Source organism: Acidobacteriota bacterium, assembly GCA_038040445.1.
In the GTDB taxonomy this organism is placed as follows: Bacteria; Acidobacteriota; Blastocatellia; order UBA7656; family UBA7656; genus Onstottus_A; species Onstottus_A frigus.
Genome location: JBBPIG010000011.1, coordinates 19,522 through 34,146, shown reverse-complemented (window position 1 = coordinate 34,146; position 14,625 = coordinate 19,522). Strand labels below are relative to the sequence as shown.

At 57.6% G+C, this 14,625-nt stretch carries 10 protein-coding genes; 7 read left to right on the top strand and 3 right to left on the bottom strand.

Features of this window, described 5'->3' with window-relative positions; all coding sequences use genetic code 11:
* The first annotated feature begins 12 nt into the window (after positions 1–12).
* From AABO57_13655 to AABO57_13625, 7 genes are all read left to right on the top strand, one after another.
* Entirely contained in the window at positions 13–1,386 is a 1,374-nt protein-coding gene (locus tag AABO57_13655) for a hypothetical protein (protein ID MEK6286779.1), read from the top strand.
* A gap of 418 nt (positions 1,387–1,804) precedes the next feature.
* The gene (locus tag AABO57_13650) at positions 1,805–5,053 is read left to right on the top strand and encodes a fused MFS/spermidine synthase (GenBank protein MEK6286778.1); all 3,249 of its coding nucleotides are present in this window, start codon (positions 1,805–1,807) and stop codon (positions 5,051–5,053) included.
* 116 nt (positions 5,054–5,169) lie between these two features.
* Positions 5,170–5,361 carry a DUF5678 domain-containing protein gene (locus AABO57_13645; protein MEK6286777.1) on the top strand — a complete coding sequence of 64 codons (192 nt, stop codon included), beginning with the start codon at positions 5,170–5,172 and terminating at the stop codon, positions 5,359–5,361.
* Positions 5,362–5,805, top strand: a complete 444-nt coding sequence (locus AABO57_13640; protein ID MEK6286776.1) for a hypothetical protein — start codon at positions 5,362–5,364, stop codon at positions 5,803–5,805.
* Positions 5,806–5,982: 177 nt separating this feature from the next.
* Positions 5,983–7,029, top strand: coding sequence for a DUF2268 domain-containing putative Zn-dependent protease (locus tag AABO57_13635; protein ID MEK6286775.1), 1,047 nt, complete (start codon positions 5,983–5,985; stop codon positions 7,027–7,029).
* 167 nt (positions 7,030–7,196) lie between these two features.
* Positions 7,197–8,879, top strand: a complete 1,683-nt coding sequence (locus tag AABO57_13630; GenBank protein MEK6286774.1) for a neutral/alkaline non-lysosomal ceramidase N-terminal domain-containing protein — start codon at positions 7,197–7,199, stop codon at positions 8,877–8,879.
* 74 nt (positions 8,880–8,953) lie between these two features.
* On the top strand, positions 8,954–9,742 hold the full coding sequence (locus AABO57_13625; GenBank protein MEK6286773.1) for an arginine deiminase family protein: 789 nt from the start codon (positions 8,954–8,956) through the stop codon (positions 9,740–9,742).
* Between the two features lie 272 nt (positions 9,743–10,014).
* Here the strand turns inward: AABO57_13625 and AABO57_13620 are convergent, their stop codons facing one another.
* The 3 genes from AABO57_13620 to AABO57_13610 all read right to left on the bottom strand — a co-directional run bounded on the left by AABO57_13620 (position 10,015) and on the right by AABO57_13610 (position 14,619).
* Positions 10,015–11,217 carry a hypothetical protein gene (locus AABO57_13620; protein MEK6286772.1) on the bottom strand — a complete coding sequence of 401 codons (1,203 nt, stop codon included), beginning with the start codon at positions 11,215–11,217 and terminating at the stop codon, positions 10,015–10,017.
* Between the two features lie 84 nt (positions 11,218–11,301).
* A complete protein-coding gene (locus tag AABO57_13615) occupies positions 11,302–13,239 on the bottom strand; it encodes a tetratricopeptide repeat protein (GenBank protein ID MEK6286771.1) in 1,938 nt (645 codons plus the stop codon).
* A gap of 195 nt (positions 13,240–13,434) precedes the next feature.
* Positions 13,435–14,619, bottom strand: coding sequence for an acetyl-CoA C-acetyltransferase (locus AABO57_13610; protein MEK6286770.1), 1,185 nt, complete (start codon positions 14,617–14,619; stop codon positions 13,435–13,437).
* Positions 14,620–14,625 lie beyond the last annotated feature (6 nt).

The window sequence follows — 14,625 nt, the reverse complement described above, 5'->3', positions numbered from 1 at the left end:
CCAAAGAGAACCGTGACTATTAAAGCAACGGGATTGATTCTTATTGGGATGATTGCCACGCTGATGTTCGGCAGCATTGGCCGGGCGCAGCCGCGTTTGCAACTGGTCCACAGCGATGGCCCGGCGACTGACGCCCCAGATACAGCTCAACGTCCAGCTCAACGGCCAGCGCACCGGGCGCCGCTGCTGGGCACTGATATGTCGTTTGCTTCGACACCATCTCCGCTTATCGAAGGATGGCTCGACAAACAGGAAGGCGATGCCATGGCAGCCGCGTTCAGCGAGGCGGGCGTCAAGAGCTTACGCTTTTCCTTCGGCGGCTGGTATTCGCCTCGCGGGCCCGAAGCGACCGCAAGAGTCAAAGCCGAGAACAAGACGACCAACCAGTACGCCTGGTTTCCGCTGGATGCGTATGTAGACTTCATCGCCGCGCACGACTTCACGACCATCGTCGGCATAAACGTTGAAGAAGGCGCCGATGTCGCGCGCGAAGCGATTCAAAAGTTCATCGATCGCGGATTGAAATCCAGGATCGTCGCAGTTGAGTTGTCGAACGAACCCTGGCTCAATCATCGCCCGTGGCTGCCGGAAGACTACGCCGCCCGCGCCGCGGACGTGATTGAAGGACTGACGCCGATGGGCGTGCGATTCGCTTTGCCGCTGACAGCGGGCCGCGACAACAACACGCCCACAAAGCTTTCAGATGATGTGTGGGTCACACGAATGCTTCGGGCGCTCTCGACTCGAATCGATTTGAAGAAGCGTCCCGACGTTTACGGCGTGCTGCACCTGTACTCGAAGGGCGTGAAGGGCAAGACGGTGGACGACTTCAACAGGGTGGTGAGACCCTTCGCTCCCGATATGCGCTACGTCGTAACTGAATTCAACATTCGCTTGAGCCTTGAAGGCAACCCGCATCTGACGAACAAGTACGCGATGGAATTCGCACGCAAGCTCGCCGACGTGATGAGCCGGCCGGAAATCGAGGAGATGTACACGCACTCGGTGCCTTCTCACTCGATCGTCTATTGGTCGAACGGCAGGAGGTACGCGACGGTCGTGGGACAACGCGACGACAGGTTGACCGGAGCCGCGATGAAGCGCGGCTGGCATATTACGCCAACGGGAAAGGTGTACGAGCTCTACTCTCGTCTTGCGTGGAACGGCGACGTGATCGCTTATAACGGAGGCGGCAAGCAGAGCTACTGGGCAGTCAGATCAAACGACGGTGGAGTGGTTGTGACTCTGATCAACGATAGCGGTAAGGCTACGAAGAAGAAGGCTAACATTGGCGGCCGCGAAATCATCTTGATCGCGCCACCACGATCAATCGTTTGCCTGGACTTGAATGGAAGAGAAATCGAACGAATCGAGCTACCCTACTGAGGAGCGGTGACCAACGAGAAATGGAATACGAGGCCGGATCGGCGGCTGCCTCATCGCCTTCCTCATGCTCAGGCGGAGCCGACTTTCATTCTCCATAGTTTGCCCTCCGAAGTTGAAGGATTGAATGCTAATGCTACTATTACGATGCTGCTTTCAGAAAGCAAACAGAGAAACCGAAGGTTACCTGAGATAGGACGATTGAGATCTTCGCGCGGAAAGCAGTCGTCGCTCGCTTAAGTTTCCGCCGCGACTCCACATATCCCCTTGTCACGTTTGCGCGTCGTCTGCAAAAATGCACCGAGGCCGCATGGAACTTTTGGCCCCGTGCGTCGTGTCCATGCGTGTGGCTTCTTAATCTGGCAGGCAAGCTCGAGCTTCGAGCGCTTCACATTCTCGGATCGCAACCGACTCGAAAAGAATGCAGAAGTCGAAAGCAGCTAGAAACGCGGAGGAACGAAACGCTGCGCGGGTCATCCTGCTGTGTTTCTTTGCTTCCGGAGTGAGCGGCCTGGTCTATCAGGTCGTCTGGGTGCGCGAGCTGGTGCTGGTATTCGGCGCGACCACCTTCGCTGTCAGCACCGTGCTTACTGCTTTCATGGGCGGCCTTGCCTTAGGGAGCTACTACTTTGGCCGCCGCTCGGAAAGAGTCGCCCGTCCGCTCAGGCTATACGGGCTGCTCGAGATCGGCATCGGGGTGTACGGTCTGGCGGTCCCGCTGATTTTCGCCGCGCTTCCGACAATCTACCATTCCTTCTCGCAGTGGCTTCATCTTTCCTTTTTCATGCTCAGCATAGTCCGGTTCGTGTTTGCTACCGCGGTGTTGATCGTTCCGACGGCGTTGATGGGGGCGACGCTGCCGGTGCTGTCGAGCTTCTACTCGCGCGACCTCGGCCGAATCGGTCTACGAGTCGGCTCGTTGTACGCGCTGAACACATTCGGCGCGGTGCTCGGCGCGGCAGCCACCGGCTTCCTGCTGATTCCTGCCTTGGGCATGAGCGCCGCCACAATAACCGCTGCGGCGATGAACATCCTTCTCGGCGTCGTAGCCTTGACCGTGTCTCGCAAAGCCGAGGCTCGACATACACCAACATCCGCCCTGGAGATTGCTGACGGTCCGATGAATGCGAAAAAGACTTTGCGCTCCTCAGGCAGCCGCCCCGCGGAACGCGTGCAGATCACAGTCGTCATCGCGGGTTTCGCAGTGAGCGGATTCGTGGCGCTCTCCTATGAAGTGATTTGGAGCCGGGTGCTCGCGCTGATAATCGGATCGTCGGTTTATGCCTTCAGCATCATGCTGACGACCTTTCTCGTCGGGCTCGCCGCCGGCGCCACCATTTCATCGAGGCTCGTCGACAGAATCGGTAGACCGGTGCGGATGTTCGCCTTGATCGAGGTTGCGGTCGGCTTGATGACGTTAGTCGGCGCTTATCTGTTTAATGATCTGCCCTATGTCTTCGTTCAGCTTTACCGATGGGTCGACAGCAGCTCATTCGGGCTTCTGTTGTTCGCGCGGTTTTTGATCGCGGCATTTGTGATGATAGTCCCGACAGTTTTGCTCGGCGCGTTGTTTCCCCTGGTCGTCAAAATTGTTTCCAGCGGCAAGCTCAATCACGCTACCGGTCGAACGGTCGGCGACGCTTATGCGGCAAACACGGTCGGGGCAATCGCCGGCTCATTTGCGAGCGGCTTTATTCTGATCCCGTGGCTGGGACTACTGGGAAGCTTAAGACTGTGTGTCGCGTTAAACTTCATCGTAGCGGCCGCCGCGTTCCTCACGTCAACTCCGCCTGAGAAACGCAATCGGCCGAAGCGCATGAATGTCACCGCGACTCTGGGCCTTGCGGCATCCGTGCTTCTTATCATCGCGGTTGTGCTGGGCGAGCCGCCCTGGGACCCTCAGGTGATGTCGAGCGCGGTTTATCGCTACGCGCCGTCGCTTATCGATAAAAGCAGGCAGGAGCTGTTTGACTTTCTGAAACGCGACCAGGGCGAAACGATTTTTTACAAAGAGGGTATCACCGCGACCGTCGCCGTCCAGCGCCAGGGCGGCGGCCGCGTGCTCAAGGTCAACGGCAAACCGGAAGCCTCCACCGCGGGCGATATGCCTACGCAGATTTTGATCGGCGCGCTTCCGTTGCTGGTCCGTGAACGCACCGACGACGTCCTGCTGATAGGCCTGGGCAGCGGAGTCACCCTCGGATCGATTGAACAGTTTCCGGTCAAGCGCGTCACCTGCGTCGAGCTCGAGCCCGCGGTGATCGAAGCATCTCGCCACTTCGAAGACGTCAACAACCGTCCGCTCGACGATCCGCGTTTGAGGTTGGTCTCCAACGACGGCCGCAACTTCATCTACACCACAGATGAGAAATTCGACGTGATCGTGTCCGAGCCGTCGAATCCATGGGTAACCGGCGTGGCAAACCTGTTCACCCTCGAGTACTTCAAGCGCGGCGCCGAGCGATTGACCGATGACGGGCTGTTCAGCCAGTGGCTTCAGATCTACGAGATGGCTCCCGAGGACGTTCGCACCCTGGTAGCCACTTTCCGCGCGGCATTTCCTCACGTGTTCCTGTTTCGCGGCGCGGAAGGCGACTTGATGTTGCTGGGCAGCAAGAGCGAGCGGCGTCTTGACCTCTCGGTTCTAAAATCTCACCTGGACGATCCGAGGATCGGTGGCGAGCTCAAACGCATCGGCACCACAAGGGCGGCCGATATTATCTCGCGGTTTTATCTCGGGCCTGCCGAAGTGACCACCCTCTCAGAGGGCGCCAGGCTCAACACCGACGACAACGCGTTGATCGAGTTTAGCGCGCCTCGCCGCGTGGGCACGTCGGAAGAAACAGTGGTGCGCAATCTGAAACAGTTGCTCGCCCACGCCGCGTCGCCCTTGAAGTATCTCGACGGCAACAAGTCTTCCGTGGGTAGTGAAGCGGAGATCTTGACTGAAGCCGCGCTCGGCTCTGTTAAGCGCGAGGATCGAGATCGAGCCGAGCAGTTCGTGAGCTACGCCCTCGAGTTTGGGCAGACCGCGCAGGCACTCGACATATTGGGCGAGTTGCGACAGGCTCGCGGCGATGAAGCGGGGGCGATCGAGTCGTGGCAGACGGCGCTGGCGCTCGACCCCAATCACTTCTTCACGTTGATCGATCTCGGCAAGGTTTATCTGACCAAACAAGACGCGCCGCGAGCGGTCCCTTATCTCGATCGCGCCATTCAAGTCGATCCGAGCAGCGCGCGGGCACATCATCTTCGCGGGCTGGCGTATCAAGCCTCGGGCGACCACGCGCATGCAGCGCTCGAGTATCGCAAGGCGCTTCCCGACGCGCAGTACGCTCGGTCGATCCCGAACTACTATCTGAACTTCGGGACGGCGCTGATGCAAATTGCTCTGTACGAAGAGGCGGCACAGATGCTCGAGCAGTTCACGCGGCTCGCGCCGAACGATTTCGACGGCCACTTCCAGCTCGGAGCGGCATACGAGATTCAGTCGGAACGCACACTGAACGATTCAATGACCAGGCGCGCGGTCGAGGAGTTGAAGCTTGCGCTGTCGATCCAGCCCCGGCACGCGATGGCGCATTACTACTTGAGCAAGGCTTACCGGAGACTCGAGCAGTATGAGCTTGCGGACGCGGAGTTCGAGTTGTATGAGCGATTGTCTCCGTGAACAGTGCCGTGCCTGATTGAATGACCGTCACCGCCCCACAGTTCTTGACGCGTGCCTCGTCCGGCAATATGGTATTAACCAGCTTGCGTTTAGCGCATCGAATGGGAGTCAAGAGTATGGACATATCAGCGATGTCTTCGCAGTTTGCAGAGCACGAAGATAAGTGGGTAGCAATCAACGAGACTGATAACACCATCGTTGCCACGGGAGACAGCATCTTCGACGTAGATCGAGAGGCTGAACAGAAGGGTTATGACAATGTCCTGCTCTTCAAAGTGCCTCGCTTCGATGTTGGTTTCATTCCGTAGATGCCGACCTATAACTACACTCTGTTCAGGAATCTTCAGGAACCGCACCAGCCCATTCTCAGGCCGTACATCGGTGTGCGATTGCTCCACGGCCATAAGCAGAAAGACATGGTCGCTCTCATCGATTCAGGCGCTGACTTGTCGCTGGCCCATGCCGACATGGGACGGCTTCTAGGCATCGACGTCCAGACAGGACGGCGCTGGTCCTATAGCGGGGCAGTCGACAGTCAGGTCGGACGCGCATACATTCATCGCTTGCATTTGATAATACTCAATTTCAGTTCGCTGGATATCGACGTAGCGTTTAGTGAACAGGTTGCGCCTGGGACCTTCCTGCACGGGCAACGTGACTTCTTCGAGAACTACGACATAACCTTCAATCTATCGAGCAGGACATTCACGATCGAAGAGACGGCTGGTGCAGCGCGTCATGGCGCAAACTAGCAAGCAACGGGTCTCGCCTTCTAATTAGAGCAGCTCGAAAATGAGCGCAGAATTCTGTTGGTGTTTTCCCGAAATGGGTATACATTAGTCCAGCCGCAAATCTCCTCCAGCCCGTGCGTTCTCAGGATGCGGCGTTAAGTCCTGTGCCCATCATGTCAGATCGAACCGGAGCAGCGAATGGCGAGCTTCAAAAGAATAATCATCGTGGTTGGCGTGATCTTATTCTTCGCGCAATCGCCGCTTGCTCAAACCAGACCCGCTTCATACCAATCCATTCTCGAAAGACTCCTCGATAACCGGCACGTCATCAACATAGTCGACGACTTCCTCGTCTTTTGGGACCAGGCAAAGGACAAAACGCCGAGGACCCAGCGAAGACTGTGGAAGCGGCTGGTTGAGAACAAGCATCAGGACTACTTCGATCGAGCGGTTTATCGCACCCCGGACCCCGGCGTCCGCCGCGCGATGCTCGACGAGTTCCTCATTCGCGTGCCGAGTCAGGTTGAAGCCATTCGCGAGTTTAACAAGACGATATCCGATCTCGGCGCCAGCCCCCTTGTAGAGGCGGCCATCTTTTTCAAGGTGCGCTTCCGCGACTACCACCAGCAGCACGATATCTACATTGGCCTGAGCATGTATCGATTCGATGGGGCCGTTCGTCCGGTTCAGAACGAAGCCGGCGTGCCCGACACCCTGTGCCTTGGCGCGGAAGTGCTCTCGGGCTACACGCGCGAACAGACTAAGATTGCGATCACTCACGAGTTCTTCCACCTTTATCATTTCGGGTTTCTGTTTGAAGACCCCGAAGATATCTCTCCGGACGAGTTTCGCACGGCGCACATGCCGTTGATGATCGAGGGCATGGCCGCGGCCGGCGCTGAAGAAGTTTTTCCCTTCGAGTCTCGCGACATGTATCTACACTTCGGAAAGGAAGAGCTCGCTGCTCAGCAACAGGATCTTACCCAGAACGCCGGCCAGTACCTCGATCTGATCCGAGAGGGCGCGTACCCCGAGCAGTACGAGCCGTGGTTCACCAACACCCATAGCGGCGAAGCGCCACCGCGCGGAGGCTATTTGCTCGGCTACGAAGTGGCCCGCCGAGTGATGTCCGCATACGGGATCGAGCGGATGGTGCGCATGACCCCAGCCGAACTTCGCGAGCACGCCGAGGAACAACTCGCTGCGATGGCCAACGAGCGCGTTCTTTTGATGGCCGCGCATTGAACCGCTTCCGGCTCGACGCAAAGCCCGGCAAATCCCGGCAAATCCCGGCAATTCCCTACTGACAACAATCCTTGAGCGTGTGCGTGACAAACGCTATCATAAGGCGCTCTTTCATTCGGCTCGCCTCGCAAGACCGAGCGGAGAAACCAAGACCGAGCGGAGAAACAATGTCGAAAACCCTCGTCTCAGCGCTCGTATGCATGCTGTTGTTCGCACAGCTCGGCGCACTCTCACCCGTGGTGAACGTCGAGAAACGCGGCTTGAAGATCGGAGTCGCGGCCCTACCGATCACGCCTTTCGGACCAAATTCTGACTGGAACGGAACGATCACCGATTCGGGAGTGTGGGGTGAGAAGTTCACCGACGCCAATCACAACGGACGCTGGGATTCGGGCGAGCCTTTCGAAGATGATCCCGGCAACGATGCGCTCGACTCAAGCTCGAAGGGCAAGTACGACGGAATATACCTCGCGGGCTTTGGCAACAATCGGCCGGCTACAGGCAAGCACGATGATTTGTGGGCGCGCGCGATCGTGATGGAATACGGCGAGACCAAAATTGCGATCGTATCGATTGACGTCATCGGGTATTACTCGAAAGCAAACTTCTACGGAGTTGACGAGATCAAGAAGCTGATCGAACCCCGGCTAGGTTTGAACGAGATTCTGGTCGCCAGCACTCACAACCACGAGGCGCCTGATACCATCGGCGCGTGGGGGCCGAACGCGCTCAGCGACGGCAAGTATCCGAAGTACCTTCGATTTGTCGATCGGCAGATTGCGAAGGCGATCAACCAGGCTGGCGCTTCGACTGTGCGCGCGGTGATGAAGCTCGGGCGGACTGATCCCCGAAACTCTCCGTCAATCGCAGGGATGCAGACCCGCACTTACGGGCGGCCCCCGAACTTCTTTGATGAAGAACTGCGAGTGATGCAGTTTTTCGACGGCTCGCGAAACCGGCTCGACAGAGTAATCGCGACCCTCATCAACTGGAACACTCACCCGGAATCGATGGAGAGCAAAAACACCGTGATCACATCGGACTTTCCTCACGCGGTGCGAGCGGCGGTCGAAAAGAAGTATGGCGGCACGGCGATCTACATAAGCGGCGACCTCGGCGCGGTGGAGATCATTGGCGACTCGAATAACAAGCTCGCCGATCGCGCTCGATTCGATGGCAAAGACTATCCGTTGAAGCCTGACAGCAAACGTCCCGAGTACACCTTTGAGCGGACTGAAGCTATAGGGCGCGATGTAGCAAAAGCGGTATTCGAAGCTCTGGAACGAGGCGAGTGGAGCAGCACATCCGGAATCGATTTGAAGAAGGCTACGCTGCGAGCGCCGATGGACAACTCGGGCTATCTATTCCTGGCGAGCAAGGGCGTTCTCGATACGATGCCGATGCCTCGCCCGGGCGAACGGCCTGAGCTCGAGTCCACAGTCTATGCCATAGTTATTGGCGATGCGCAGATCGTCACGACTCCCGGCGAATTGTTTCCGGAAGTCTTCTACGGGGTAGACAAGCATCGCCGCCGCGATTGCGTTGAAGCGGATACCAGGCGTCCGGCTGAACCGAGCGTGCGCGACCTGATGACCAAGAAGTACAAGTTCGTGTTTGGGCTGTGCCCCGACGAGTTTGGCTATATCGTGCCTGGTTACGATTTTATCGCGCCGTCTCCCGACCCGGCGCGGGGGCTTCGCGAGGCGCAGGACCCGTGCAAAGCGACGGGTATGCCTGACCACTATCACGAGACGAATTCCGCGAGTTCACAGCTTGCTCCGCGGTGGGCGTGCGTGGCGGCGACGTTGCTTGGTGGAAGGACACCCGACTCGGCGGCTTGCAGGAAGTAAGTTGCTCTTTGCGTCCTTTGCGAGTCTTTGCGTGCTTTGCGCGAAACGGCTTCCTAATCGCGAAACGACTTAACATGCTAACGGCAATCACTCGTCAGGTCAGCCCGAGCATCAACGATTGCGAGCTGTCGTTTCACGCCAGGCAGCCGATCGACGTTTCCAAGGCAATCGCGCAGCACACAGCATATCAAGACTGCCTCGCAGAACTCGGCGTTCGCATTGTTTCTCTTCCCGCCGAACCGCACCTTCCGGATGCCGTCTTTGTGGAAGACCCTGCTTTGGTTTTCAATGAAGTCGCAATCATCTCTGTTATGGGAGCGCCAAGCAGACGACCCGAAGCCAGGAGTTTGGCGGACGCGCTCTCGCGTTATCGACCGATCAAGTTTCTGGCCGAGCCGGCTACTTTAGATGGCGGTGACGTGATGCGAGCCGGCCCTGAGGTGTTCGTAGGTTTGTCGCAGCGCACCAATCGCGAAGGCATCGCCCAATTGAGCGCCATCCTTCGGCCGTACGATTACCAGGTGCACCCCGTCGAGGTGAGAGGCTGCCTTCATCTAAAGAGCGCGTGTTCTTACATTGGCAACGCTACTGTCTTGGTGAATCGGTCGTGGATAGATGCAGAACCACTCCGTCGATTTGAACTGATCGATGTTCCCGATGAAGAGCCGGCCGCAGGGAACGCGCTGCTGGTCAAGGATGTTGTCGTGCTTCCTGCTTCTTTCCCTCATACCCGCGCGCTGCTCGAGCGGCGAGGCTTCCGCGTGCGAGCGATCGACGTGTCTGAATTGCAGAAAGCAGAGGCAGGCGTGACCTGCACGAGCTTAATCTTCGAGGACAGCGGATTGGGTTCGGGTGAAAACTAGTTCGTGATGTTTGCCGGTTGATCAATGAGGTTGCAGCTTCCAGCCGGGAAGAAATCTGAGGTCTTCGGTCAACCCTCCGAGCTTGACCACTTTGCTTACCTCTGAGTCCACCATGCGACTGCCAGTAATGGCGTTGTCCCTCAAGCTCGCGGTCGGGAAGGGTGGCTTGCCCCCGCTATTCTTGCTTAAGCAGTCTCCGGAAAGAGCGGGGGCAAGCCACCCTTCCCGACTGAAACCTGAGACAGGTCTGGTGACAGCCCTCTGTGGGTCTATCATCGTTTATCTTTGGTCGCTGCTGCTGCGTCTCCCGGGACACCCTTCACATCCCAGATCATCACATCCTGCCACTGGTTTCTGCCGAGAAAGCTCACGTACTCCTTCTCGCCTTTCAAGTAGTAGCCCAGAAAAGCCACGCTGTAGGAGTTGATGATCCTGTAAGTCGTCTCCATCGAAGTGAACTCGAAGGGCTCATTCGTTTCTCGGCGCTTTCCCTCTCCGACGCCGTCGCCAAAGTGTTTGTTGATCTTGAACATGTCGGTGAACGAAAAGTGCCCGCCGTTCTTCATCTCGAGCAGAAACGACGGACCGGTGTGCTTCGTGTGATTGTCGCGAATAGCGGCGTTGCCCGCGGGGCCAATCGTCCTGTCCTCTGTCCCAAGCATGCGCAGCGACGGCACAGCGAGGTTTGTGTGCGACGGTGGAGCGCCCGACATCGCGATGACTGCCTTGAATCGCGGCTCCTGGTCCGAAGCCCAGTGCGCCGTGTACGAGCCAAATGACATACCGGTGATGGCTGCGTGGTCAGTATCGATGCGGCCGGTGAATCGCTTATCGGCGCCCTTATCCCAGCGAATCATCTGGTCGAGCAGGAATCTCACATCGATAGGCCGGTCTTTCGCGGAGTTAGTACGCTCCGATCCTTGAGAAACAATGGGCTTGCCGTCGATGATCGTCCATCTGGCGTTGCCGGTGTGATCGGGCGAGACCACAATGTAGCCGTGGCTTGCCAGGTAATCGCACCAGAAAGTGTTTTGATTGCGTGAGCCTCCGTTGCCGTGCGAGAAAACCACCAGCGGAAATCGCCCTTTGCGCACGGCGGCATTTCGATGAGCCTCGTTCCAGTAGATCTTGTCGATCTCGGCTGCGCTCATCTTGTAAGTCTTTTTGATCAGCTCATCGATTTCAGGAGTCACGCCCCCGGTTATGAAGTCCGAGTACTTGTTCTTCGGCATGCGCCGCGCGTCGTCTGTCGCCGGGTACCAGATCTCGGTCACCAGCGTGCGTGGCTGTTTGGTGAGGTTGTCGGTGCGGCTGGTATCGACGAAGACGCTGGTCGTCACGCCGACCGGGAGGGGTCCCATCGAGAGCGGGTCTGGCGTTTTGGCTGGGCCGCTTTTCCCGACGCCCGAGACAGTAAGCACCAACGCCATCGCCAACGTGACTGGCATGGACTTCGAGGTTACGCGTGTGGACATTCAGTGATCTCCCTTGCGGTTGACATTCAATCGCCGCCAATGAGCGAAGCCGGCTCCGCCATTTGATCGCGACCGCAAAAGAGCTTAGTTCGCGGACTGGAGTTGAGCAAGGCGGCGTCTCGCCTCGACGCTGTCTGGGGCATACGGAGCAAGCTCGATGTATTTCTGATATTCCGACAAGGCTCGGTCGCGCTGACCCAGAGCGTCAAAAGTCTTGGCGAGCTGAAGGTGTATCGGCGCATATCGGCGGGAGACTTGTGGCAAGCTTTGCTCAAGTAATTCTCGCGCTTCTTCGTAGCGGCGGCGATCAAGATAGAACTGCCCGAGTGCAATGAAAGTTTTGGCGCACGGAAGAGTATCGGCCGCAAGACGGAGGTTCTGCTCAGCGCGGTCGAACTCTTTGCGCTGCTCGTAGTAAAAACCCAAATCCGAGTGAATCCTTCCCAGATACCGGTGTTTCAACCTTCTCTCCCCTACCAAAGACTTCGCCTGCTCCAGGTATTTGATTGACTGATCGGATTTGCCGTTGTTGAAGGCGAACGCGGCGAGGCTGATGTACGCATCGACAAATTTAGGATCCAGCTCGAGGGCTGTCCGCGTCTCGGCCTCAGCCTCTTGTCGCCGGCCTGCGCCATAATACGTGCTGGCCAGTTCGTTGCGCGCGAGCGGAGAGCGCGGATCGACCGCGACAATGTGCTGGAACAAGCTTATCGTGCTCCGCCAAACGAGGTTCTGATTGAGGTGGACCGCTCCCAGCGCAATCACCATCGCAATCAACAGCATCGCCGCGACAACGCGACCGGACACAGCAGCCAACCTGCGCGCTGCCAGCCACTCGATCCCGAGTGCTACCGCCAGGCAGAAGCCCATTGATGGAAGATACAAATACCTTTCCTGGATCGAATACTGCGGGTCGAACACTCGCAACCCGGCGAGAGGCGGCGCAATCCATGCCACGAACCAGACGGCTGCAAACATCAGCGCGCGCGATCTACCAATCAGAATCGCAACGACGGCTGCCGCTATCAAAGCGAGCGGTCCGTAGAAAGCGGCGAACGTGAGCGATTCAACCGGCAAGGTGTAATGATGCACGCTGTAGTCCGCGGGTACCACAAGCAGAGTAAGGTACTTCATCGCCGCCAGCGGCGTCGTCAGAAGTGCTTCGCCCCAGGTAAATCGCGGATTGGTCCTTAAGAAGAACGCTTCGATGGCGTGGTTGCGCAGTAGCAAATAGATCAGCGTAGGCACGGCAAACAAGGCGCCAATCATTGTCAGGGCGATCGCCTTCTGCCGCAGCGAGCGCGAATCCTTGAAATGCACGAGCTCGCAATAGGCAACGACCACCGGCAGCACAATCGCGGTCTCTTTGCTCAACAGAGCGAGAAAGTAGAAACAAAGCGCGGCTGCCATCAGGCGCTTTCGCCCGTCTTTGTGGTATCGCAGATAGAAGTAGAAAGCAGGCAGAACGAACAGCGCCAACCAGGGATCGGTGACACCCGATATCCAGGCGACCGGTTCCGCATGTACCGGATGGACCGCGAACAACGCGGCCGCGATGGCTGAAACCCCCTCGCGATTTGTAACTTCTTTGAGCACGAGCCAGACAAGCAGAGTTACTCCCGCATGGACTAACACGTTTACCAGATGCCAACCCCAGGCCGTCGTGCCGAATACGGCGTAGTTTATTGTAAACAGAGTTGTAAACAGCGGCCGGTAATACGCGTCTGGATTCAGCGACGCAGTGTCGCCCATGAACGACCATACACTCGTAGTGAATGCGCCCGGCAGATTGGCGAGGCTTTTGATGAACTCATTCCTCAGCAGTTGCTGTTCGTCATCGAATGCGAAGCCGTTCCTGAGACTATTGATCGACGTGATCAGCGCGAGCAACGGCGGGATCAATGCATAGATCGGCCGCCACACTAAACGGGATGGTGGCGCAGAGTGATGCGCGCCCGCGTCTCCAGACTCCGCGGCTAGAGGAGTGACGACATTCGACTCGGGCGTACGCCCTCTTTTCACAGCACGTGAGGCACTATTTGACCGCTTGTTTTTGGGCATCAGGAAATACGGGTAGAGTCCTAATCTTGTGTTGGTCGACTAGGACACTATCAGAAATTACGATGGCTCGGATCGAATGACCGGAGCTAATGTAAACTAGCTTCTAAACTCACTGCGGGCTGACATCCAAAGGCAGATCAACGTCTCCGGGGGCTTTTAATCTAATCTCTCGACAGCCATCGCGACGGCGTTGCCGCCTCCCAGGCACAACGCTGCGAGCCCGCGCTTCACATCGCGGCGTTGCATTTCGTAAAGCAACGTGACCAGTATTCTGGCGCCGCTTGCCCCGATCGGATGCCCGAGCGCGACCGCGCCACCGTTGACGTTCAGCCTCGAAGGATCGATCCCCAGCTCGCGTGTGATAGCAACAGCTTGAACCGAGAACGCCTCATTCAACTCGATCAGACCGACGTCAGCCAGGTCCCACCCGGCTCGTTCGAGAGTCTTCTGGATCGCGGTCAGCGGGGCCATCATCACCAGCTTCGGTTCCACGCCGCTCGTAGCTTGCGCAACTATGCGAGCCATCGGCTTGCGTCCCAGTTTTCGGGCAACGTCAGCCGAAGCGACCACGACCGCCGCCCCACCATCGTTCACGCTCGGGGCATTACCCGCGGTCACGGTTCCGCCTTCCTTAAATGCGGGCTTCAATCTTGCGAGAGCTTCGAGCGACGTATCTTCGCGCGGACCTTCGTCAGTTCGAACAACCAGCGGTTGGCTCTTCTTCTGCGGAATCTCGATCGGAATAATCTCGCGATCGAAGCGCCCTTCTTTGATGGCGGCCACTGCTTTACGATGCGAGTCCAGCGCGTACTGATCTTGTGCTTCTCGAGTGACACTGTAGCGTTCGGCGACGACTTCGCCGGTGCAGCCCATGTGCCAGTTGTCGAACGCGCACCACAAACCGTCGTGAATCATCGAGTCGATCAGCTCCCCGTTGCCTAACCGGTAACCCTGCCGCGCGCCTTTGAGCAAATAAGGCGCATTGGTCATCGACTCCATACCGCCCGCAACCGCTACGTTAATCTCGCCGACGCTAATTCCATTTCTTGCCAGCATCACGGCTTTCAAGCCCGAGCCGCAAACCTTGTTGATCGTAAGCGCCGCAACACTGTTGGGAATGCCCGCGCCGAGCGCTACCTGGCGCGCGGGGTTCTGTCCATTTCCAGCTTGAACTACGTTGCCCATTATGACTTCGTCAACCAGATTCGGATCGATACCGGCGCGTTCGATCGCGGCGCGCGCGGCGATCTTTCCCAGATCAACCGCGCTGAAATCCTTCAACACGCCGAGTAGTTTTCCGACCGGTGTCCTTGCTGCCGAAAGAATAACTGCGTCCGTCATTTTGTA